Raw genomic sequence first — 23,551 nt, 5'->3', positions numbered from 1 at the left:
ACCCTGATAATGGCTATCGAGATCAAAGCCCCAACCTTCCCGGAATCGGTCGCCGATGGCACCGTCGCCACCTGGCACAAGCAGCCTGGCGAAGCAGTCAAGCGCGATGAGCTGATCGTCGACATCGAGACCGACAAGGTTGTCCTGGAAGTCCTGGCCACCGCCGATGGCGTGCTGGGCGACATCGTCAAGGGCGAGGGCGATACCGTCCTGTCCGACGAGGTCCTAGGCTCGATCGTTGAAGGTGGCGCCGCAGCTGCCGCTCCGGCCGCTGCGCCGGCCGCCGCTCCTTCCGCCGCACCGGCCGCCGCCGATGCCGGCGAGGATGATCCGATCGCGGCGCCCGCCGCACGCAAGCTGGCCGAAGAGAACGGCATCGACCTGGGCTCGGTCGCCGGCACCGGCAAGGGCGGTCGCGTGACCAAGGAAGACGTGGTCGCGGCAATCGCCAACAAGAAGTCGGCCCCGGCTGCCGCCCCGGCCACCAAACCGGCCGCCGCCGCTGCGGCGCCTGTGGTCACCAGCGGTGGCGATCGTACCGAGAAGCGCGTGCCGATGACCCGCCTGCGTGCCAAGATCGCCGAGCGCCTGGTCGAGGCGCAGTCGAGCATGGCCATGCTGACCACCTTCAACGAAGTCGACATGACCGAAGTCATGGCGCTGCGTTCGAAGTACAAGGAACTGTTCGAGAAGACCCACAACGGCGTGCGCCTGGGCTTCATGTCGTTCTTCGTCAAGGCGGCCACCGAAGCGCTCAAGCGCTTCCCGGCGGTCAACGCCTCGATCGACGGCAACGACATCGTCTACCACGGCTATGCCGACATTGGCGTCGCGGTATCCAGCGATCGTGGCCTGGTGGTCCCGGTCCTGCGCAATGCCGAGCAGATGAGCCTGGCGGAAATCGAGAACGGCATCGCCACCTTCGGCAAGAAGGCCCGCGACGGCAAGCTGGCGATCGAGGAAATGACCGGTGGTACCTTCACCATCACCAACGGTGGTACATTCGGTTCGATGATGTCCACCCCGATCGTTAACCCGCCGCAGGCCGCGATCCTGGGCATGCACAACATCATCCAGCGCCCGATGGCAGTCAACGGCCAGGTGGTCATCCGTCCGATGATGTACCTGGCGCTGTCCTACGACCACCGCCTGATCGATGGCAAAGAGGCCGTGACCTTCCTGGTGACCATCAAGAACCTGCTGGAAGATCCGTCCCGCCTGCTGCTGGACATCTAATCGCATAGCCGCAAGTTGCAAGCGCCAAGCTTCAGGCCGAAGCCGATCGTCTTGCAGCTTGCAGCCTGTAGCTTGTAGCTGAAAAGGAATCCCTTATGACCCAGAAATTCGATGTGGTAGTGATTGGTGCAGGTCCTGGCGGCTACGTCGCCGCCATCAAGGCTGCACAGCTCGGTCTGAAGACTGCCTGTATCGAGAAGTACACCGACGCCGAGGGCAAGCTGGCCCTGGGCGGTACGTGCCTGAACGTGGGTTGCATTCCTTCCAAGGCATTGCTCGACAGCTCCTGGAAATACAAGGAAGCCAAGGAAAGCTTCAACGTGCACGGCATCTCCACCGGTGAGGTGAAGATGGACGTCGCGGCGATGGTCGGTCGCAAGGCAGGCATCGTCAAGAACCTGACCGGTGGCGTCGCCACGCTGTTCAAGGCCAATGGGGTCACCTCGATCCAGGGCCACGGCAAGCTGCTGGCCGGCAAGAAAGTCGAAGTGACCAAGCCTGACGGCAGCACCGAGACCATCGAGGCCGACAACGTGATCCTGGCCTCCGGCTCGCGTCCGATCGACATTCCGCCGGCACCGGTCGACCAGAAGGTCATCGTCGACTCCACCGGCGCCCTGGAATTCCAGTCCGTGCCTCAGCGCCTCGGCGTGATCGGCGCCGGCGTCATCGGTCTGGAACTGGGTTCGGTATGGTCGCGCCTGGGTGCCCAGGTAACCGTGCTCGAGGCGCTCGATACGTTCTTGATGGCCGCCGACTCGGCAGTTTCCAAGGAAGCCTACAAGGTCCTGACCAAGCAGGGCCTGGACATCAAGCTGGGCGCCCGGGTGACCGGCTCGCAGGTCAACGGCGAAGAGGTCGAAGTGACCTACACCGACGCCAACGGCGAGCAGAAGATCACCTTCGACCGGCTGATCGTCGCGGTCGGCCGTCGTCCGGTGACCACCGACCTGCTGGCCGCCGACAGTGGCGTGGACATCGACGAGCGTGGCTACATCTATGTCGATGACTACTGCGCCACCAGCGTTCCGGGCGTCTATGCCATCGGTGACGTGGTGCGCGGCCTGATGCTGGCACACAAGGCCTCCGAAGAGGGCATCATGGTCGTCGAGCGCATCAAGGGCCACAAGGCCCAGATGAACTACGACCTGATCCCTTCGGTCATTTACACCCATCCGGAAATCGCCTGGGTCGGCAAGACCGAGCAGACCTTGAAGGCCGAAGGTGTAGAGGTTAACGTGGGCACCTTCCCGTTCGCGGCCAGTGGCCGTGCGATGGCGGCCAACGACACCGGCGGCTTCGTCAAGGTCATCGCCGACGCCAAGACCGACCGCGTGCTGGGCGTTCACGTGATCGGCCCATCCGCTGCCGAGCTGGTACAGCAGGGTGCGATCGCTATGGAATTCGGCACCAGCGCCGAAGACCTGGGCATGATGGTCTTCTCCCATCCGACCCTGTCCGAAGCGCTGCATGAAGCCGCGCTGGCCGTGAATGGCGGCGCCATTCACGTGGCCAACCGTAAGAAGCGTTAACTATAAGAAACCACGGCGGGTTGCCCGTCGTGAGTCTTGCGTGCATGACTCACCGCGGAATGCTCGTCGGATCGGGCCCCCGGCGCTGTCCGGGGGCAAACGGTCACAGGTGGCGCGGTGCCATTGATGGCGCAGCGCCGAAGCGCAGTACTAACGAAGACGGTAAAAAGCATGAATCTTCACGAGTATCAGGGCAAGCAGCTGTTCGCTGAATACGGCCTGCCAGTTTCCAAGGGTTTCGCTGTCGATACCCCTGAGGCGGCTGCGGAAGCCTGCGACAAGATCGGTGGTTCCGAGTGGGTCGTCAAGGCCCAGGTCCACGCCGGTGGTCGCGGCAAGGCGGGCGGCGTCAAGCTGGTCAAGAGCAAGGAGGACGCCAAGGCGTTCGCCGCGCAGTGGTTGGGCAAGAATCTGGTGACCTACCAGACCGATGCCAACGGTCAGCCAGTTTCCAAGATCCTGGTCGAATCCTGCACCGACATCGCCAAGGAACTGTACCTGGGCGCGGTAGTGGATCGCTCGAGCCGTCGCATCGTGTTCATGGCGTCCACCGAAGGTGGCGTGGACATCGAGAAGGTCGCTCACGACACGCCCGAGAAGATCCTCAAGGCCACCATCGATCCGCTGGTCGGCGCGCAGCCGTTCCAGGGTCGCGAGCTGGCGTTCCAGCTGGGCCTGGAAGGCAAGCAGGTCACCCAGTTCGCCAAGATCTTCGTGGGCCTGGCCAAGCTGTTCAAGGACCACGACCTGGCCCTGCTGGAAGTGAACCCGCTGGTGATCAAGGCCGATGGCGACCTGCACTGCCTCGATGCCAAGATCAACATCGACGCCAACGCCATGTACCGTCAGCCCAAGCTGAAGACCTTCCACGACCCATCGCAGGACGATGCCCGTGAAGCCCATGCCGCCAAGTTCGAGCTGAACTACGTGGCCCTGGAAGGCAACATCGGCTGCATGGTCAACGGTGCCGGTCTTGCCATGGGTACCATGGACATCGTCAACCTGCACGGCGGCAAGCCGGCCAACTTCCTCGACGTAGGTGGCGGTGCGACCAAGGAACGCGTTACCGAAGCGTTCAAGATCATCCTGTCCGACAGCAATGTCGCCGCGGTGCTGGTCAACATCTTCGGCGGCATCGTTCGTTGCGACATGATCGCCGAAGGCATCATTGGCGCTGTGAAGGAAGTCGGCGTGAAGGTGCCGGTTGTCGTCCGTCTGGAAGGCAACAACGCCGAACTGGGCGCTAAAGTATTGGCAGAAAGCGGTTTGAACATCATTGCTGCAACCAGCCTGACCGACGCTGCTCAACAAGTTGTCAAAGCTGCGGAGGGCAAGTAATGAGCGTCCTGATCAATAAAGACACCAAGGTCATCTGCCAGGGCTTCACTGGCTCGCAAGGTACCTTCCACTCCGAGCAGGCCATCGCCTACGGCACCAAGATGGTTGGTGGCGTGACGCCGGGCAAGGGCGGCACCACTCACCTGGGCCTGCCGGTGTTCAACACCGTGAAGGAAGCGGTCGAGGCTACCGGCGCCGAGGCTTCGGTCATCTATGTACCGGCTCCGTTCTGCAAGGACTCGATCCTCGAGGCGGCTTTCGGTGGCATCAAGCTGATCGTCTGCATCACCGAAGGCATTCCTACCCTGGACATGCTCGATGCCAAGGTCAAGTGCGACGAACTGGGCGTTACTCTGATCGGCCCGAACTGCCCAGGCGTCATCACCCCGGGCGAATGCAAGATCGGCATCATGCCAGGCCATATCCACCTGCCAGGCAAGGTCGGCATCGTCTCCCGTTCCGGCACCCTGACCTATGAAGCGGTCAAGCAGACCACCGACGCCGGCTTCGGCCAGTCGACCTGCGTAGGTATCGGCGGCGACCCGATCCCAGGTTCCAACTTCATCGACATCCTCAAGCTGTTCCAGGAAGACCCGCAGACCGAAGCGATCGTAATGATCGGTGAAATCGGCGGTTCGGCCGAGGAAGAAGCTGCCGCCTTCATCAAGGCCAACGTCACCAAGCCCGTGGTTTCCTACATCGCTGGTGTCACCGCACCGGCTGGCAAGCGCATGGGTCATGCTGGCGCGATCATTTCCGGCGGCAAGGGCACCGCGGACGAGAAATTCGCCGCGCTGCAGGACGCGGGCGTGAAGACCGTCCGTTCCCTGGCGGACATCGGCAAGGCTCTGGCCGAGCTGACTGGCTGGAAAATCAAGAAGTAACTTCGCAATACCCCCCCCGCGCAGTACAAGGCCACCTACGGGTGGCCTTTTTTTGAGCTGCAAGCTGCAAGAAAAAACTGCTGGTGCAGGTTGACGGTTGTGCTTCAGCCTGCACCATCGGCTTGCCGCTTGTGCCTATCGTCATGATAGGAATTTTCCGACAGACATTTTCGCTGGGCCTGAGACAATGCCAGCCATTGTCATCGGCATGGAGGCGAAAGGGTACGCACATCGGACAACTGTCACTGTGCCAGTGCGTTTGTCCGGCAAATTGAGTAACCTACGCGCTCACTCTGTGCCCGTCCCCCAAAAGGGAACGACACGCTAAACGGGTCTGGCTCAACCAAGCCGGGCAGCATTTCCTTCATCCACGGGAAATCCCCTCCTTGAACCCCGATTTCAGCAGTGTGGTACTTCCTTAAATGAAAGTGTTAAAAGGCCAGGATATCCTGGCGCTTGGCTTCATGACGTTCGCGCTCTTCGTCGGTGCGGGCAATATCATCTTTCCGCCCATCGTTGGCCTGCAGTCCGGGCCGAATGTGTGGCTGGCTGCGCTGGGCTTCCTGGTGACCGCGGTGGGCCTGCCGGTGATCACCGTGGTCGCGCTGGCCAAGGTCGGCGGTGGCATGGATGCCTTGAGCAGTCCGATCGGCAAGTTCTTCGGTGGCTTGCTGGCAGCCGTGTGCTATCTCTCGGTCGGGCCGCTGTTCGCCACGCCCCGTACCGCGACCGTATCGTTCGAGGTCGGGGTCGCTCCGCTTACCGGCGAGAGCCCGCTGGCGCTGTTCATCTACAGCCTGGTCTATTTCATCGTGGTACTGGCCGTGTCCATGTACCCAGGCAAGCTGCTCGATACGGTCGGCCGTTTCCTGGCGCCGTTGAAGATCGTCGCGCTGGCCGTGCTGGGCATCGCTGCCTTCATGCTCCCGGCCGGTGGAATCGGCGAGGCGCAATCGGCTTACGTCGCGGCGCCGTTCTCCAAGGGCTTCAGCGATGGCTACCTGACCATGGATACCCTTGGTGCGCTGGTGTTCGGCATCGTCATCGTCAATGCCATTCGTTCGCGCGGGGTCGAGTCGCCAAAGCTGATCACCCGTTATGCCATCATCGCTGGCCTGATCGCCGGCGTGGGGCTTGCACTGGTCTACGTCAGCCTGTTCCGCCTCGGTTCCGGCAGCCATGAGATCGCCGCGGGAGCTGCCAACGGCGCGGCCGTGCTGCATGCCTATGTCCAGCACACCTTCGGCTCGCTGGGTAGCGGCTTCCTGGCCGTGCTGATTGCCTTGGCCTGCCTGGTCACCGCAGTCGGCCTGACCTGTGCCTGCGCCGAATACTTCAGTCAGATCCTGCCGTTGTCGTACCGTGCCCTGGTGGTGATCCTGGCGGGCTTTTCGCTGCTGGTGTCGAACCTGGGCCTGACCAAGCTGATCATGTTCTCGGTCCCGGTCCTGACAGCCATCTACCCGCCGTGCATCGTCCTGGTCGCCTTGAGCTTCTGCAATGATCTGTGGAATTCTCCGGCGCGCATCCTGGGTCCGGTCATGCTGGTCTCGCTGCTGTTCGGCATCGTCGATGCGATCAAGGGCAGCAGCCTGGCCACGGCGTTGCCGGACGTGCTGACCCACCTGCCGCTGAGCCACCAGGGTCTGGCATGGCTGGTACCTTGCGTGATCGCGCTGGCGATCGCGGTGGGCTTCGACCGCATGCTGGGCAAGCCGCGCGAAGCGCTGGCCTGACCGCTCCAGGCCCTTGCCCGGTGCCGGCCACAAGCCAACGAGGCCCGGGCGCCTGGTCCTGATCCAACCCCGCTGCCATTGGCCGCGGGGTTTTTTGTGGCAGTGCGTGTCTTTTGCGAGCCGCTTGCATCGAATGCCGGTCTATATCGTTCTATAGCTGACGTATGGAAAACCGCATGGATTACCTGCACCATAACCTGAGCGATCTGCTGGCGGCCATCTGGTTCGTCATCTGTTGGGCCGGATACACCCGCTATGCCAGCTGGAGGGCACGTGACACGGCGTGCCTGGCCAGCGTGATGCACCTGTACCGGGAAGACTGGATGCGACGCATGCTGCTGCGTGACAACCGCATCGCCGATGCCAGCGTCATCGGTAACCTCGAGCGCAATGCATCGTTCTTCGCTTCCAGCACCTTGATCATCCTGGCCGGCATCCTCACCGTGCTCGGCGCCTCGGACCGCGCCTTGTCCCTGCTGGCGGACCTGCCACTGGTCCAGCCCGCGACACAGGGCATGTCGGAAATCAAGCTGCTGTGCCTGGCCACGGTGTTCGTCTATGCGTTCTTCACCTTCAGCTGGTGCATGCGTCAGTACAATTTCGCCGCTGTCCTGGTGGGCTCGGCGCCGATGATCGGCGAGCGGCAGGTCAACGAGCCGGAGCGCAAGGCGTTCGCCGCGCGGGCGGCACGTGTACTGTCGATGGCGGCCAACCAGTTCAATTTCGGGCTGCGCTCCTATTATTTCGGCATGGTCATGTTGAGCTGGTTCATCACACCCTGGCTGTTCATGCTCATGAGCATGGCGGTCGTGCTGATTCTTTATCGCCGTGAGTTTCATTCGGATGTACTGGCCGTAATGGTCTATACGCCGACCGATAATACTGTGCTGGAACAACCAAAGACCCTTGCGCCGTCTTCGACTGAATCGGTTTAGTTGGTAATCCAGGCATAAAAAAACCCGACGATGTCGGGTTTTTCCCAGCGCGCAGTGACGTTACTGGCGAGCAGGCTCGGGAGCGGTAACCGGCGCGGTGCTGTTGGGAGCGGCTTCCTTGGCGGCCTCGCGGTTGGCTTCGGCCTGATCCTTGGCGGCTTCGGCGTTTTCCTCGGCGGCGTCGTTCACCTTGTCCTGCGCGTCGTTCATGTTCTCCTGGGCTTGTTCGCGGTGTTCCTGTGCATCTTGCGCCTTGTCTTCGCTCGCTTTATCGCAAGCAGCCAGGCCCATGGCAGCAGCCAGCATCAGAGCAAAAGCAAAAGGTTTACGCATGGGTGTTTCTCCTTGTGGAATAAGTGAGTTGTTCCTTCGAGTTCAGGCTCGCGAAATTAGTTCCACAATGGATGCAGATAGACAACTGCCAATTGCACTTGAACTTTTTCCCGGTTTTGCAACGTTCGATATGCGCCTGTCGATGTTCCATGCACCCACTGCATGCATCGTGGCTACGGTGCGCCCGGTCAGGCTCGCGAGTCGGACTGCCAGGGCGTAGCCGAACGCGGCAGGCCGGGCAGCCACTTGGCGCTTTTCCACCTCGGTAGTGTGCGCAAGCACTTGAAAAGCAAGCGCCTGCCCCCATCTGCAAGTCATCCCGCCACTGAAGCAGGCCAGGGTACGGCCGGGCTTGCGGCGCCAACTGCCATTGATCGGAGTTTGAAGACCATGAGTGTGGATACTCAAAAAGAAACCCTGGGCTTCCAGACCGAGGTAAAGCAGCTGCTGCACCTCATGATCCATTCCTTGTACTCGAACAAGGAAATCTTCCTGCGTGAACTGATTTCCAACGCCTCCGACGCTGCGGACAAGCTGCGCTTCGAAGCGCTCGCCAAGCCTGAGCTGCTCGAAGGCGATACCGAGCTGCGCATTCGTGTGAGCTTCGACAAGCAGGCCGGTACCGTCACGCTCGATGACAATGGCATCGGCATGAGCCGCGAAGAGATCATCAAGCACCTGGGCACCATCGCCAAGTCCGGCACCGCCGACTTCATGAAGAACCTCACCGGTGACCAGAAGAAGGACTCGCACCTGATCGGCCAGTTCGGCGTGGGCTTCTATTCGGCCTTCATCGTCGCCGACAAGGTCGATGTCTACAGCCGCCGCGCTGGCTTGCCGGCTGCCGAAGGCGTGCATTGGTCGTCCAGAGGCGAGGGCGAGTTCGAGATCGCCAACCTCGACAAGCCGGAGCGCGGCACCCGTATCGTGCTGCACTTGAAGAAAGGCGAGGAAGAGTTCGCCGACGGCTGGCGCCTGCGCAACGTCATCAAGAAGTACTCCGATCACATCGCCTTGCCGATCGAGCTGCCCAAGGAGCAGGCCGCAGCTGCCGAAGGCGAGGAGCAGCCGGCCCAGGAATGGGAAACCGTCAACCGCGCCAGTGCCCTGTGGACCCGTCCGCGTACCGAAATCAAGGACGAGGAATACCAGGAGTTCTACAAGCACATCGGTCACGACTTCGAAAATCCGCTGGCCTGGAGCCACAACAAGGTCGAGGGCAAGCTGGAGTACAACTCGCTGCTCTACGTGCCGGCTCGCGCACCGTTCGACCTCTACCAGCGTGAAGCGCCACGTGGCCTGAAGCTGTACGTTCAGCGTGTCTTCATCATGGACCAGGCCGAGTCCTTCCTGCCGCTGTACCTGCGTTTCATCAAGGGCGTGGTCGACTCCAACGACCTGTCGCTGAACGTCTCGCGCGAGATCCTGCAGAAGGATCCGATCATCGATTCGATGAAGTCGGCACTGACCAAGCGCGTGCTGGACATGCTGGAGAAGCTGGCCAAGAACGACCCGGAGAAATACAAGGGCTTCTGGAAGCATTTTGGCCAGGTTCTCAAGGAAGGCCCGGCGGAAGACTTCGCCAACAAGGAAAAGATCGCCGGGCTGTTGCGCTTTGCCTCGACCCAGGACGACAGCGGCGAGCAGACCGTCGCCCTGGCCGACTACCTGGCGCGTGCCAAGGAAGGCCAGGACAAGATCTACTACCTCACCGGCGAGTCCTTCGCGCAGGTCAAGAACAGCCCGCACCTGGAGGTCTTCCGCAAGAAAGGCATCGAGGTCCTGCTGCTGACCGATCGTATCGACGAGTGGCTGATGAGCTACCTGACCGAGTTCGAAGGCAAGTCGTTCGTCGACATCGCCCGTGGTGACCTGGACCTGGGTCAGCTGGACTCCGAGGAAGACAAGAAGGCTCAGGAAGAAATCGCCAAGGACAAGGAAGGGCTGGTCGAGCGCCTCAAGACCGCGTTGGGTGACAGCGTGGCCGAAGTGCGCGTCTCGCACCGTCTGACCGACTCGCCGGCGATCCTGGCCATTGGCGAGCAGGACCTTGGCCTGCAGATGCGGCAGATTCTGGAAGCCAGTGGACAGAAGGTTCCCGAGTCCAAGCCGATCTTCGAATTCAACCCGACTCATCCGCTGATCGAAAAGCTCGACAACGAGCAGAGCGAGGACCGTTTTGCCGAACTGTCGCATATCCTTTTCGATCAGGCTGCCCTGGCCGCTGGCGACAGCCTGAAGGATCCGGCCGCCTACGTGCGTCGCCTGAACAAGTTGCTGGTCGAACTGTCTGCTTGAGTGAGTGAACCAGGAGCCTGCCCGGGCGGCGAGCAGCATGCCGCCCGGGCAGGCTTTTTCATGTCTGCGGGAGGAACTGATGAGCAAGGTAATCGTCGAGTCGTTGCATTACCACATTGCGGGCAAGGCTTATGAAAGTCGCCTGGTGCATGCGCCAGGCGCGCAGCCCAAGCCCGCGCTGGTCATGGCGCCGAACTGGATGGGCATTGGCGAAGGCGCCGAGCGCATTGCCCGGGAAGTGGCCGACCAGGGCTACGTGGTGCTGATCGCCGACCTCTACGGCAAATCGGTGCGTCCAGCCAATGCCGACGAAGCCGGGGCGGCGATGATGCCGTTGAAAAACGATCGTGCCGAACTGCGCAAGCGCATGGAGGCGGCCTTGGCCCAGCTGCTAGGCCAGTCGAAGGCATTGCTGGCGCCAGGCAAGGTCGCCGCATTCGGTTTCTGCTTCGGTGGCTGCTGTGCGCTGGAACTGGCGCGCTCTGGTGCCGACCTCAAGGCAGCAGTGTCCTTCCACGGTACCCTGGATACGCCTGACCCCACCGACGCACGCAAGATCAAGGGATCGGTGCTGGTACTGCATGGTGCGGCCGACCCGCTGGTGCCGAAGGAGCAGCTGCCAGCCTTCGAGCAGGAGATGAGCGCTGCGAAGGTCGACTGGCAGCTGCTCAGCTACGGTGGCGCGGTGCATTCGTTCACCGATCCGGCAGCCAACGTTCCGGGCAAGACCCAGTATGACCGGCGCACCTCGCAACGTGCATTCCGCTCGATGTACAACCTGCTGGATGAGGTGTTCGCCGGCTGACGCCCCGAGGCGTGAACTGACCTGATCCCATGCGGGCCAGGTCAGTCCTCGCGCGAACGAGACGAGCCCCTCAGCGTCCGGCCTGCTTGCCAGGCAGCGGCGCGAACAGGGCGTCGATTTCCTCGTCGCCCAGCCGCCATTGGCCGGCCTCGCCACCTTCCAGCAAACCGGCGGCAAGCGCCGCCTTTTCCTGCTGCAGCTGCTGGATCTTTTCTTCCACCGTGCCGCGGGTAATCAACTTGTAGACGAACACAGGCTTGTCCTGGCCGATGCGATAGGCACGGTCGGTAGCCTGGTTTTCGCTGGCCGGGTTCCACCATGGATCGAAATGGATCACCGTATCGGCCGCCGTGAGGTTCAGGCCCGTGCCACCGGCCTTCAGGCTGATCAGGAACACCTGGCTGTCGCCTTCCTGGAACGCTTGCACCGGCGTCCGCCGGTCGCGCGTGTCGCCGGTCAGCAGGCTATAGCGGACCTTGCGCTTGTCCAGCTCGACCGCGATCAACGCAAGCATCGAGGTGAACTGGGAAAACAGCAGCACGCGGCGGTCTTCGCTGAGCAACTCGTCGAGCATCTCCAGCAGGCTGCCAAGCTTGCCCTTGTCGGTCTGCCCGGGGTGCTCCTCGAGCCCTTTGACCAGGCGCAGGTCGCAGCAGACCTGGCGCAGCTTGAGCAAGGCTTCGAGAATGATGATCTGGCTGCGCGCCGTGCCTTTGCGGGCGACCTCGTCCCGGACCTTCCTGTCCATGGCCACGCGCACGGTTTCATAGGTGTCGCGCTGCGCGTCGCTCAAGTCCACCCAATGCACGATCTCGGTCTTGGGCGGTAGCTCGCGGGCCACCTGTTCCTTGGTCCGGCGTAGCAGGAACGGGCGGATCCGCGCGACCAGGTGGGCCAGGCGAGTGGTGTCCCCATGCCGCTCGATCGGCGTGCGGTAGTCCTGGTTGAAGCGCTTGCTGTCACCCAGCCAGCCAGGCATCAGGAAATGGAAGATCGCCCAGAGTTCGCCAAGGTTGTTTTCCATGGGCGTGCCGGTCAGGCACAGGCGTTGGCGGGCCTGCAGCTGGCGTACGGCGAGGGCGGTCTTGCTGCGAGGGTTCTTGATGTTCTGCGCTTCGTCGAGGACCAGCACGTGCCAGGTACGTGTGTGGTAGCGCTCCAGGTCACGGGATAGCAGAGCATAGGTGGTCAGAACCAGGTCGTAGTCGTGCAGGCTGTCGAAGTACTTGAGACGACCGGCTCCCTGTAGGGCGACGACGCGCAACTGGGGGGTGAAGCGTTGGGCTTCGTCGAGCCAGTTCGGTACCAGGCTGGTTGGCATGACCACCAGCGCCGGATGTTCCAGTCGTCCGGCTTCCTTTTCGCATAGCAGGTGCGCCAAGGTCTGCAGGGTCTTGCCCAGGCCCATGTCGTCACCGAGGATGCCGCCTACCTCCAGTTCGCGCAGCGTCTGCAGCCAGCTCAGGCCCTCGAGCTGGTACGGACGCAGCTGAGCGCGCAGGCCTGCTGGCGGCTGGACCACCCGTTCGCGGGCGTCGCGCAGGCGCCTGGCCAGCGAGCGCACCTGCTCGCCGCCTTGCCATTGCAACGGCAGGTCGTCGATCGGGTCGAGCCTGCTGGCGTCGGCGCGGTCCAGGCGCAGCGCCGGGCCTTGCATGGCGTCGTCGAAATAGAGACCGGCGAGCGTGCCCAGGACCGCCTTGACACGCCCATAGGGCAGGGCTACGCGCAGGGCCGGGCTGTTGTCGTGCCGCGCGCCATTGAGGTCGATCAGCAAATGCTCATCGTCGGCGCGGCGTGCCAGTTCGCTGGGACGCAGCAGTTCCGAATCGCTACGCAGCAGGTGCAGCAAGATGGGTAACAGGCTGTGACGCTGGCCCTCGACCACGATGCCCAGCTCCAGGTCGAACCATTCCCGGCCCTGCGCTTCGTCGACTGCCGCATACCAGTCCTGCACCTCGTGCAGGTCGAAGGCGAAGTCGCGCTGCACTTCGATGTTCCAGCCGGCATGGCGCAACTCGGGCAGTCCCTCCCTGACGAAGTGCAGCCAGGCCGCGTCGTCGGGCAGTTGCAGCATCTCTCCGGCCCCGTCAGGCAATGCCTTGCTCTGCCGGGTCGCGGCCTTGAAGCCAAGGCTCTTGAGAGCCTTGCGAAACGCCTGTTCGGCGGCTGGCTGGCGCTTGATCTGCTGGCTGATCTCGCCCTTGAAGCGTGACAAGGGCTTGTCGTCGGTGCCGACGGCGCGCATGCCGTCGTAGTCGAACGAAAGCGCGGCACGATGCTGCAGTTGTCGTTGCATGCGTCCGACCTTTGGCGAGTAGGCACTGAACTCCACGCTACCCAAGGTCAGGCGCGGCCGGGGCATCAACTGGTCGAGCTGCTCGGTGCGTACCGTGGTCGGCGTCGGTACCTGCCGGTTCAGCGCGCTCAGGCGCAGGCTCAGTGGCACGATGAGGTGTTCGGGGACCTGGGGTGCCTTGGCGAGCTGGCTGGCGATGAACGGATCAAGTTCATGGCGCAGCTTGCCTAACATGTGGCGCGCAGTATCGACGTAGTACAGCGGTGCCAGCGGCAGTACCTGGTCGATGGGATGCTCTTGGGCATACCAGGCACCGCGATAGCTGCCATCGTCCTGACGCACCCAGCGAAACTCGGCCTGGCGTTCCGGCCCCGGCTCGAGCTCGACATCATCGCGGTCCGATAGCAGGCGCCCGCAGCCCAGCACGTGTTCGAGCAGCTGGGCGCCGCCGCTGCCTTCGAGCAGCACGCTGCCGGACAGGTCGTGATTGCCGGCATGGGCTTGAATCAGGCGCAACACGCGCTTGTCGGTCTCGGTGACGTAGCGCGGCGGGTAGTAAATCAGGTCGAGCAGCGAACTCGGGCGGTCGAGCTCAAGATCGCCATTGCCCGAGCGGGTGCCCTTGTAGACCCGCAGGTAGCAATGGCCGTCCTCGATGCCCACTCGGTAGAACAGGCCGCGCCCCTCCCGCTTGGTCTGAACGGTGGTTTCGACGACCGGGTTCTCCAGGGCCGCCACCCACTGGGTCAGCTCCGGGGAAAGATGGGGCGAGGCGGTTCCCGGTTCGGGCAGCTGAGTCTCGCTGGCACGAAGGTGGAACAGGACGGCGGCGCAGTGCTTGCAGTCGAGCCCGACCGGGCAGCTGCAGGTGCCCTCGATCTCCATGGCGTCCTTGTTGAGGAACACGCTGATCGACTGCTTGTATCGCTGGCCTTGCGAGCCTGTGCATTCCCCTTCGACGAGCGTGTCATCGAGCCCGAGGATCCTGGCCTTGCCTGCCGCGGCATAAGCCTTGCCACGCTCGAGGCTGCGCCGGTCGAAGCAGCGGAACCAGTCGTCGAATTCCCGTATGAAGAACGCTGCACCGCTATGGTTCACGTCATTGCTCCAGCAGGACCGGCGACGGCATGGACGTCGTACGCGTGCCGACCGGGGCTATCTTGAGCAGCAGCGCCAGGTGGCCGCCGTCGAGGAAGGTCAGCTGGTTGGCCTTGATCGTGCTGTTTTGCTGACGGTAGGCCTCGCTTTGCAGCACGCCGCCATTGCCGTCGAGCTGGTTGACGCGAAAACTGGCCTGCACGGCGATGAATCGCTGTCTGGACAGGGCTAGGGTGCCTTCGATCGGGAAGCGGCCGAACTGTTGCTCGCCAGCGACCAGGGCGACGGCGACCGGTTCGCTGCCGGCTGGCTGCTGCCAGGCCTGGTGCAGCAGCACGGTGTAGTCGGAAGCGGCCCGCAGGCGCTCGGCCTGGTCGTCGAGCGTGGTCGGCAGCAGGTCAGCCTCGGCCAGGCGCCGTGCACCATCACTCCAGTTTTCCGCAGCGATGCGGGTGGTGACGGCTGGCACGCTATTCTGGTGCAGCAGGATCATTTCTACCTTGTACAGGCCCTCGGCGAGGGCGGCAGGCATGTACAACGCCAACAGCGGGATCAGGTTTCGCAGGGTACGCATGGCCGTTCCTTCAGGCAGGCTGTGGAGTCAAGCGCTCGAACAGCGCTTCGAGGGTATTGAAGCGCTCTTCCGGACGCTCCATGGGGACCATGAAGCGGAACTGCGTGGCACCCTCGAACTTGTAGCGCTTGGGCTGGCCCTGGATCAGCTTGATGAGCGTGAGCGGGTCTACTGGCGTCTCGGCTTCGAATTCGATCTTGCCGCCATTGGGCCCGGCATCGACCTTCCTGATGCCAAGCTTCTCGGCCTGCAGCTTGAGCAATGTCAGGCGGATCAGGTTCTTGGTCGGTTCCGGCAGCAGGCCGAAGCGGTCGATCATTTCCACCTGCAGATCCTTGAGCCCTTCCTCATCGGCCGCCGAGGCGATGCGCTTGTAGAGGATCAGCCGGGCATGCACGTCGGGCAGGTAGTCTTCGGGAATCAGCGCGGCCAGGCGCAGGTTGATTTCCGGACCACCGCCCAGCGGCTGTTCGAGGTTCGGCTGGGTGCCCTTGCGTATGGCCTTGACGGCGCGTTCGAGCATTTCCATGTACAAGGTGAAGCCCACGGCCTGGATCTGCCCGCTCTGGCCTTCGCCGAGCAGCTCGCCCGCGCCGCGGATTTCCAGGTCGTTGGTGGCCAGGACGAAGCCGGCGCCCAGGTCCTGAGTGTTGGCGATCGCCTCCAGGCGCTTTTCCGCATCGCTGCTGATCTGCCGGCGCGGTGGGGTGAGCAGGTAGGCGTAGGCCTGGTGGTGGCTGCGTCCTACTCGGCCACGCAGCTGGTGCAGCTGGGCGAGGCCGAACTTGTCTGCGCGTTCGATGACGATGGTGTTGGCACTGGGCACGTCGATGCCGGTCTCGATGATGGTCGAGGCCACCAGCACGTTGAAGCGCTTGTGGTAGAAGTCGCTCATGACCTGTTCCAGCTCGCGTTCGCGCATCTGGCCATGGCCAATGCCGATACGGGCCTCAGGGACCAGTTCGGCCAGCTCGGCGGCGCACTTCTCGATGCTCTTCACATCGTTGTGCAGGTAGTACACCTGGCCCCCGCGCAACAGCTCGCGCAACAGCGCTTCCTTGACCGTGCTCTTGTTCTGCTCCATGACGAAGGTGCGCACCGACAGGCGCCGCGCCGGTGGCGTGGCGATGATCGACAGGTCGCGCATGCCGGACACGGCCATGTTCAGTGTGCGCGGAATCGGCGTGGCGGTCAGGGTGAGGATGTCCACCTCGCTGCGCAGGGCCTTGAGCTGCTCCTTCTGGCGTACGCCGAAGCGATGCTCCTCGTCGATGATGACCAGGCCCAGGTCCTTGAACTTGACGTCTTCCTGCAACAGCTTGTGGGTTCCGATGAGGATGTCGATCTTGCCCTCGGCCAGGCTGGCCGCTGCGGCGGAGACTTCCTTGGCGGACTTGAAGCGGCTCATGACCTCGACGGTCACCGGCCAGTCGGCGAAGCGGTCGCGGAAGCTGTTGTAGTGCTGCTGGGCGAGCAGGGTGGTAGGCACCAGGACGGCGACCTGGCGGCCGCTGTGCACGGCGATGAACGCCGCGCGCATGGCCACTTCGGTCTTGCCGAAGCCGACGTCGCCGCAGACCAGGCGGTCCATGGGCTTGCCGGCCAGCATGTCCTGGCGCACCGCCTCGATGGCGCTCTGCTGATCGGGGGTTTCCTCGAACGGGAAGCCGGCGCTGAAGGTGGCATAGTCGGCGGCCGGGTCGGCGAAGGCATGACCTTTGCGCGCCGCCCGACGGGCATAGATGTCGAGCAGCTCGGCTGCCACGTCGCGAACCTGTTCGGCGGCCTTGCGCTTGGCCTTCTGCCAGGCCTCGGAACCGAGCCGGTGCAGCGGTGCCAAGGCATCGTCGCTGCCGGTATAGCGGGCGATCAGGTGCAGGTTGGCCACGGGTACGTAGAGCTTGGCCCCTTCGGCATACTCCAGGGTAAGGAATTCGGCCGCCTGGTTGTCGATCTCCAGGGTGGCCAGCCCCAGGTAGCGCCCGACGCCATGGTCGATGTGCACCACCGGCGCGCCTTCGCGCAACTCGGTCAGGTTCTTGATCACCGCGTCGTTGGCCGCTTCGCCGCGTTTTTCGCGACGTCGGCGCTGCATCACGCGCTGGCCGAACAGCGGGCTTTCGGCTATCAGGGCGATGGCCGGATCGTCCAGCAGCAAGCCGTCGTCCAGCGGCGCGATGGTGATCGCCAGGCGCTCGTTTCCGGTGACGAAGTCGACCCAGCCTTCGACCGTTTGCGGTCGCAGCTTGAGCCGTTCGAGCAACTCCAGCAGCACTTCGCGCCGCCCCGCCGATTCGGCGGTGAACAGGACCCGGCCAGGGAACCGGTCGAGGAAGCCGGAAAGCTCGGCCAGCGGCTGATTGGCCTTGGCCTCGATGGCCAGGTTCGGCAAGGCTCGGGCAGGGAAACGCTCGCGCCCGCCACCGGCTTCGATATCGTCGGAGCCGACCACCACCCTTGGCCACTGCTTGAGGCGCGCGAAGCAGTCCTCGACCGGCAGGAACAGCTCGGCCGGTGGCAGCAGCGGGCGGGTCAGGTCGCCACGACGGTCCTCGTAGCGCCCGCGTACATCGTTCCAGAAATGTTCGGCTGCCTGCTCGACGCCCGGCAGCGAGAACACCTGGGTATCGCTCGGCAGGTAGTCGAAGAGGGTCGAGGTTTCCTCGAAGAACAACGGCAGGTAGTACTCGATGCCGGCCGGAATGATGCCGCTGGCGAGGTCCTGGAAGATCGCGCTGCGGCGGAAATCCACGTCGAAGCGCTCGCGAAAGCGTGCCTTGAAGCGTGTCACCGCTTCTTTCTGCAACGGGAATTCGCGGGCCGGCAGCAGCCGTACCGAATCGACCTTGTCGATCGAGCGCTGGGTTTCCGGGTCGAAGGTGCGCAGCGTCTCGATCTCGTCATCGAACAGGTCGATCCGGTATGGCAGCTTGCTGCCCATCGGGAACAGGTCGATCAGCGCGCCGCGCACGGCGAACTCGCCATGCTCGTAGACCGTGTCCACGCAGCGATAGCCGCTGGCCTCCAGGCGCGTGCGCATCTGCTCCACATCGATCTTCTGGCCGATATCCAGCGCCAGGCTGCTGCCCAGCAGGAAGCGGGTCGGCGCCAGTCGGTGCAAGGCCGTGGTGATCGGCACCACCAGGATCCCGTGTTGCAGTTCTGGCAGGCGGTAGAGACTGGCGATACGTTGGGAAATGATGTCCTGGTGCGGCGAGAAGAGGTCGTAGGGCAGGGTTTCCCAATCCGGGAACGGCAGCACCGGCAACTCTGGCGCGAAGAAACGCAGCTCCTGCTCGAGACGGTCGGCGCCCTGGCTGTCGGCAGTCAGCAGCAGGGTGAAGCGCCCGGCACTGCTGGCGGCCTCGGCGATGGCCAGGCTCAGGGCGGCTCCGGGCAGGTTGCCCCAGGTTTGTTTGCCGGCCGTGGCCGACAGATGCGGTAGGCGCAGAACTGACACGGGCTATCGGGCTCCAAGCATTCGGCAAAGAGGTCGATTGTAACGGGCCTACGGCCTGCTGTCAGGCGGGGCAGGCGTCCCGATACCGCCCTTCCAGCACCGCCGGTGGAGATTTGCAGGCCCGGCGGCGGCCACGCCCACGCGGTGGGCGTTGGCCGGGCTTGCAGCGCCCTCGATGAGTGTCTGCATGAAGTGCAGCACGCCATAGGGGCAGAGGTCCACTGCGACACTGATACTCGCAGCACCGTCAGATGCCGGTCGGAAGGCTGAAAAGGCACGGATTGCCCAAGGCAGCGCGGAGCGTCATAATGTAGCCCCTTTTTTCTGTCCCTACATGTGGAAGGTTCCCGTGACTCAGAAGCCCGACCAGTGTCTTGGTGAATGGATCGATCGTGAAGCCCTGGCTGAAGCGATGATCCCGCTAATCGGTCAGCTCTACCGCAATAACAATGTGGTGAGCTCGATCTATGGCCGCAGCCTGATCAACCGCTCGGTGATCTCGATCCTCAAGGCCCACCGTTTTGCCCGTCACCGCCAGAGCGACGAGGCCGAGTTGTCGGTGCACGAGACATTCCCATTGCTCAAGGCCATGAGCGAGCTGAAGCTGGGCGCCGCTTCGGTCGACCTGGGCAAGCTGGCCAACAAGTTCAAGCAGCAGGGCAATGGCCGCAGCGCCGAGCAGTTCGTGCGGGAAGAGCTGGCCGAAATCGTCGGGCAGCAGAATGCTGGCGCGAGCAAGGGCACCGACGTGGTGCTGTACGGCTTCGGCCGTATCGGTCGCCTGCTGGCGCGCATCTTGATCGAGAAGACCGGTGGTGGCGACGGCCTGCGCCTGCGCGCCATCGTCGTGCGTAAAGGCGCCGACAACGACCTGGCCAAGCGTGCCAGCCTGCTGCGTCGCGACTCGGTGCATGGTCCGTTCGATGGCACCATCGTCGTCGACGAAGCCAACAACACCATCACCGCCAATGGCAACCTGATCCAGGTGATCTATTCCAACGATCCGTCCACGGTGGACTACACCCAGTACGGCATCGAGAACGCCCTGCTGGTGGACAACACCGGCAAGTGGCGTGATGCCGAGGGCCTGGGCCAGCACCTCAAGTGCCCGGGTGTCGCCCGCGTGATCCTCACCGCGCCTGGCAAGGGAGCGCTGAAGAACATCGTGCATGGCATCAACCACGGCGAGATCACCGCCGACGACAAGATCGTCTCTGCCGCCTCCTGCACCACCAACGCCATCGTGCCGGTGCTCAAGGCCGTCAACGATCAGTACGGCATCGTCAATGGCCACGTCGAGACCGTTCACTCGTTCACCAACGACCAGAACCTGATCGACAACTTCCACAAGGGCAGCCGTCGCGGTCGCGCCGCGCCGTTGAACATGGTCATCACCGAGACCGGCGCCGCCACCGCCGCCGCCAAGGCGCTGCCGGTGCTCAAGGGCAAGCTGACCGGCAACGCGATCCGCGTGCCGACGCCGAACGTCTCCATGGCCATTCTCAACCTCAACCTGGAGAAAGCCACCAGCCGCGAGGAGATCAACGAGTACCTGCGCCAGACGGCCATGCACTCGGAACTGCACAAGCAGATCGACTATGTCAGCTCCCAGGAAGTCGTCTCCACCGACTTCGTCGGCTCGCGCTATGCTGGCGTGGTCGATGCCGAAGCCACCATCTGCAACGACAACCGCGTCGTGCTGTATGTCTGGTACGACAACGAGTTCGGCTACAGCTGCCAGGTCGTGCGAGTGATGGAAGACATGGCCGGGGTCAACCCGCCGGCGTTCCCACGCTGAGTGCTGACTGAGCGAAGGACGGGAGCCGATGGGCTCCCGTCCTGTTTGTGCGGCAGGTGATTTCTGCCGGCGCGGGTTGCCTGGTTCGTATCTCGTGCGGCCTGGGCGCTTGTCGCTTGCCCAAGCCCGAGGCCGCTCCAAAGCGCTGGCACAATCACCCTGCCAAGACCGCGCGGCCTTCAGCCTTTGCCCGGCCACCAGCTGCTGGCTCGGCAATATCATGTAGTGCAGGCAGAAATAGCCTACGACGCGACCAAGGGTTAATGTGCGCGGCGTCCAGTCTTGATTAGACTGCACCCGAAATTTTTTCATGGCGCCTGGCGCCGTGATCGCGTCCCGCGGCCGTCGTGGCCCGCGGGCCAGTTCTGAAGGAGTACGCATGGCTGTCTACAACTACGACGTGGTGGTGCTAGGGTCCGGCCCGGCCGGTGAAGGCGCGGCGATGAATGCCGCCAAGGCAGGGCGCAAGGTCGCGATGGTCGACAGTCGCCGTCAGGTCGGGGGCAACTGCACCCACCTGGGCACCATCCCGTCCAAGGCGCTGCGTCACTCGGTACGGCAGATCATGCAGTTCAACACCAACCCGATGTTCCGGGCCATCGGCGAGCCTCGCTGGTTCTCTTTCCCGGACGTGCTCAAGAGCGCCGAGACGGTGATCGCCAAGCAGGTCGCCTCGCGCACCAGCTACTATGCGCGCAATCGCGTCGACGTCTTCTTCGGCACCGGCAGCTTCGCCGACGAGCAGACCGTCGAAGTCGTCTGCCCCAACGGCGTGGTCGAGAAGCTGGTGGCCAAGCACATCATCATCGCCACCGGCTCGCGCCCCTACCGTCCGGCCGATATCGACTTCAACCATCCGCGCATCTATGACAGCGACACCATCCTCAGCCTCGGCCACACGCCGCGCAAGCTGATCGTCTACGGTGCCGGAGTCATCGGTTGCGAATATGCCTCGATCTTCAGCGGTCTTGGCGTGTTGATCGAGCTGGTGGACAACCGCAGCCAGCTGCTGAGCTTCCTCGACTCGGAGATCTCCCAAGCGCTGAGCTACCATTTCAGCAACAACAACATCACCGTGCGCCACAACGAGGAGTACGAGCGGGTCGAGGGCCTGGACAATGGCGTCATCCTGCACCTGAAGTCGGGCAAGAAGATCAAGGCCGACGCGCTGCTGTGGTGCAACGGCCGGACCGGCAATACCGACAAGCTGGGGCTGGAGAACATCGGCATCAAGGTCAACAGCCGTGGCCAGATCGAGGTCGACGAGAACTACCGCACGGTCGTGCCGAACGTCTACGGCGCCGGCGACGTGATCGGCTGGCCAAGCCTGGCGAGCGCCGCCCATGACCAGGGACGGTCGGCAGCCGGCAGCATCGTCGACAACGGTAGCTGGCGTTTCGTCGATGACGTGCCGACCGGTATCTATACCATTCCGGAGATCAGCTCGATCGGCAAGAACGAGCAGGAGCTGACCCAGGCCAAGGTGCCGTACGAGGTGGGCAAAGCCTTCTTCAAGAGCATGGCGCGTGCCCAGATCGCCGGCGAGCCGCAAGGCATGCTGAAGATCCTGTTCCATCGCGAGACGCTGCAGATCCTCGGTGTCCACTGCTTCGGCTACCAGGCTTCGGAGATCGTGCACATCGGCCAGGCGATCATGGACCAGCCTGGCGAGCGCAATACGCTCAAGTACTTCGTCAACACCACCTTCAACTACCCGACCATGGCCGAAGCCTACCGGGTGGCTGCCTACGACGGGCTGAACCGGCTTTTTTGAGCGGCTCCGACCGGCGGCCTGAGCCGGTCGGAGGCAATGGTTTCAGTCTTTTCCAAGGGTGGTCCTGGCCAAACCGGGAAAGTCTGTGATCAGGCTGTCCACGCCAAAGTCGGCGAGCCGGCGCATCAGCGCCGGCTCGTTGACCGTCCACACCGATACATGCAGCCCCAGCCCCTGCGCCTTGAGCAGGCGCTCGGGCGTGCATAGCGTCCAGTTCAGCGCCAGCAGCTCGCAGCGATAGTTCTGCGCGACCTTCAGCGGGTCGAGCCAGGCATATTCGGCGACCAGGCCGCGGGCGACGTCAGGCACCAGTTCCAGCGCCGCGCCCAGCACCTCGCGGGAACTGGAGGTGATGGTCACCTTGTCGAGCAAGCCATGGCGCGCGGCCAGTTCGCGAATCGCCAGCACGGTACTGGCGGCGCGTGTGCGCGATGCGCTCTTGACCTCCAGCTGCCAGTGCTCGAAGGGGCATTGTTCGAACAGTTCCTCGAGGCGCGGGATGGGGCAGGGCTGCAGCCATTGGGGACCGCCGCGGCGCGCGTCGTAGGTGGCCAGTTCGGCGGCGCTGTGCTCGGCCACCTTGCCACGCCGACCCGTGGTGCGCTTGAGCGTCGGGTCGTGGATCACCATCAGCTCGTTGTCGGCGGACAGGTGCAGGTCCAGCTCGCAGCGGGTCACGCCGTGGGACAGGCATTGCCGGAAGCTGTTGAGGGTGTTTTCGGGGGCTTCGCCCTTGGCGCCGCGGTGGCCATAGATCAAGGTCACGTTCGTTCCTTAAGGTCAAGAAAAGGGAGCTTGGCCAGCGTCAGGAGAATGCCTTTGCAAGGCCTGGCGTCGTTGCTGCTGCTGGCGCTGCAGTACATGCCGGGCCAGTAGCTGGCGCTGGGCATCGGTGATTTCGACGAACTCGACAGCGATGTCGTGGCCGCCCCGGGCCCGTGGCCGGCAGCCTGCCACCCGGCCGCGCAACAATAGCCCAAGGCCCTGGGGCATGAGCATCATCCTGGTCGCCACGCCAGTGCCAGGTTCGAGGGGAGCGTCCTGCACGAACTCGATGCCGCCTTCGGACAGCGTGACGCGCTGCGGCTCGCCAATCTCGCCGAACAAGGTCCGGGCGACCACGGCGCCGAGCAGATCGATGCGCCTGTTCTGCGCCCGCAGCAAGGCAGCCAGGGTCCGATCCCTGTCGCCAAGCTGGCGCAGCAGGTGCTGTGACTCGAATTCGGCCACATGCACTTCGCCCAGCAGATCGAACAGCGGCCAGGCGCCCCGAGCGCTCGCGCAAGCATCGGCATCCTGGTCGGCCAGGGGACTGATTTGCAGTGCGATCGAGTCCTCGATACGGTAGTATTCGCGGCGATCTTCTTCGTCTGTAGTCGTCATGGCGAACCCATGCTGGCGGCGGTGGTCCGAGTGTAAAGCCGCCGCAGGCGCCTCGCCACAAGGACGTT

Annotated in this window: 16 protein-coding genes; 10 read left to right on the top strand and 6 right to left on the bottom strand. The window is 63.4% G+C overall.

What is annotated here, in order from left to right:
* The first annotated feature begins 9 nt into the window (after positions 1-9).
* The 6 genes from odhB (at position 10) to ACY8GK_RS08925 (ending at position 7,661) form a co-directional block, all read left to right on the top strand.
* On the top strand, positions 10-1,236 hold the full coding sequence (odhB, locus tag ACY8GK_RS08950; protein ID WP_196180138.1) for a 2-oxoglutarate dehydrogenase complex dihydrolipoyllysine-residue succinyltransferase: 1,227 nt from the start codon (positions 10-12) through the stop codon (positions 1,234-1,236).
* Positions 1,237-1,331: 95 nt separating this feature from the next.
* Positions 1,332-2,768: a dihydrolipoyl dehydrogenase gene (lpdA, locus tag ACY8GK_RS08945; RefSeq protein ID WP_196180137.1), complete on the top strand. Its 1,437-nt coding sequence runs from the start codon at positions 1,332-1,334 to the stop codon at positions 2,766-2,768.
* 171 nt (positions 2,769-2,939) lie between these two features.
* Positions 2,940-4,106 carry an ADP-forming succinate--CoA ligase subunit beta gene (gene sucC, locus ACY8GK_RS08940; protein WP_196180136.1) on the top strand — a complete coding sequence of 389 codons (1,167 nt, stop codon included), beginning with the start codon at positions 2,940-2,942 and terminating at the stop codon, positions 4,104-4,106.
* Positions 4,106-4,990, top strand: a complete 885-nt coding sequence (gene sucD, locus ACY8GK_RS08935; protein ID WP_462402849.1) for a succinate--CoA ligase subunit alpha — start codon at positions 4,106-4,108, stop codon at positions 4,988-4,990. The genes sucC and sucD overlap by 1 nt, the downstream gene beginning before the upstream one ends.
* Before the next feature lie 422 nt (positions 4,991-5,412).
* Positions 5,413-6,726, top strand: a complete 1,314-nt coding sequence (gene brnQ / locus ACY8GK_RS08930; RefSeq protein ID WP_196180134.1) for a branched-chain amino acid transport system II carrier protein — start codon at positions 5,413-5,415, stop codon at positions 6,724-6,726.
* A gap of 176 nt (positions 6,727-6,902) precedes the next feature.
* Positions 6,903-7,661: a DUF599 domain-containing protein gene (locus tag ACY8GK_RS08925; protein WP_196180133.1), complete on the top strand. Its 759-nt coding sequence runs from the start codon at positions 6,903-6,905 to the stop codon at positions 7,659-7,661.
* Between the two features lie 60 nt (positions 7,662-7,721).
* Here the strand turns inward: ACY8GK_RS08925 and ACY8GK_RS08920 are convergent, their stop codons facing one another.
* Positions 7,722-7,994 carry a hypothetical protein gene (locus ACY8GK_RS08920; protein ID WP_196180132.1) on the bottom strand — a complete coding sequence of 91 codons (273 nt, stop codon included), beginning with the start codon at positions 7,992-7,994 and terminating at the stop codon, positions 7,722-7,724.
* 390 nt (positions 7,995-8,384) lie between these two features.
* Between ACY8GK_RS08920 and htpG the strand changes: the two genes are divergently transcribed.
* Together htpG and ACY8GK_RS08910 are read left to right on the top strand one after the other, a co-directional pair.
* Complete coding sequence (htpG, locus tag ACY8GK_RS08915; protein ID WP_196180130.1) at positions 8,385-10,292, top strand: molecular chaperone HtpG; 1,908 nt, start codon at positions 8,385-8,387, stop codon at positions 10,290-10,292.
* Positions 10,293-10,371: 79 nt separating this feature from the next.
* Positions 10,372-11,097 carry a dienelactone hydrolase family protein gene (locus ACY8GK_RS08910; RefSeq protein ID WP_462402848.1) on the top strand — a complete coding sequence of 242 codons (726 nt, stop codon included), beginning with the start codon at positions 10,372-10,374 and terminating at the stop codon, positions 11,095-11,097.
* A gap of 70 nt (positions 11,098-11,167) precedes the next feature.
* On the opposite strand, the gene ACY8GK_RS08905 is transcribed toward ACY8GK_RS08910, so the two are convergent.
* The 3 genes from ACY8GK_RS08905 to mfd are packed head-to-tail and all read right to left on the bottom strand — an operon-like array spanning position 11,168 to position 18,528.
* Positions 11,168-14,494 carry a DEAD/DEAH box helicase gene (locus ACY8GK_RS08905; RefSeq protein ID WP_462402847.1) on the bottom strand — a complete coding sequence of 1,109 codons (3,327 nt, stop codon included), beginning with the start codon at positions 14,492-14,494 and terminating at the stop codon, positions 11,168-11,170.
* Position 14,495: 1 nt separating this feature from the next.
* Positions 14,496-15,068, bottom strand: a complete 573-nt coding sequence (locus ACY8GK_RS08900) for a CsiV family protein (RefSeq protein WP_462402846.1) — start codon at positions 15,066-15,068, stop codon at positions 14,496-14,498.
* A gap of 10 nt (positions 15,069-15,078) precedes the next feature.
* The gene (gene mfd, locus ACY8GK_RS08895; protein WP_196180125.1) at positions 15,079-18,528 is read right to left on the bottom strand and encodes a transcription-repair coupling factor; all 3,450 of its coding nucleotides are present in this window, start codon (positions 18,526-18,528) and stop codon (positions 15,079-15,081) included.
* A gap of 334 nt (positions 18,529-18,862) precedes the next feature.
* On the opposite strand from mfd, the gene ACY8GK_RS08890 reads away from it, so the two are divergent.
* Positions 18,863-20,326, top strand: a complete 1,464-nt coding sequence (locus ACY8GK_RS08890; RefSeq protein ID WP_196180124.1) for a glyceraldehyde-3-phosphate dehydrogenase — start codon at positions 18,863-18,865, stop codon at positions 20,324-20,326.
* 379 nt (positions 20,327-20,705) lie between these two features.
* Positions 20,706-22,100 carry a Si-specific NAD(P)(+) transhydrogenase gene (gene sthA, locus ACY8GK_RS08885; RefSeq protein WP_196180123.1) on the top strand — a complete coding sequence of 465 codons (1,395 nt, stop codon included), beginning with the start codon at positions 20,706-20,708 and terminating at the stop codon, positions 22,098-22,100.
* A 42-nt stretch (positions 22,101-22,142) separates the two neighbouring features.
* On the opposite strand, the gene ACY8GK_RS08880 is transcribed toward sthA, so the two are convergent.
* On the bottom strand, positions 22,143-22,865 hold the full coding sequence (locus ACY8GK_RS08880; RefSeq protein ID WP_196180122.1) for a glycerophosphodiester phosphodiesterase: 723 nt from the start codon (positions 22,863-22,865) through the stop codon (positions 22,143-22,145).
* A gap of 15 nt (positions 22,866-22,880) precedes the next feature.
* Positions 22,881-23,483 (bottom strand): PilZ domain-containing protein, encoded by a 603-nt coding sequence (locus tag ACY8GK_RS08875; RefSeq protein ID WP_196180121.1) that lies wholly within the window; start codon positions 23,481-23,483, stop codon positions 22,881-22,883.
* Positions 23,484-23,551: the final 68 nt, after the last annotated feature.

The sequence above is a fragment of the Pseudomonas sp. Marseille-QA0332 genome (assembly GCF_054950175.1).
This window is presented reverse-complemented; position numbering and strand designations above follow the sequence as displayed.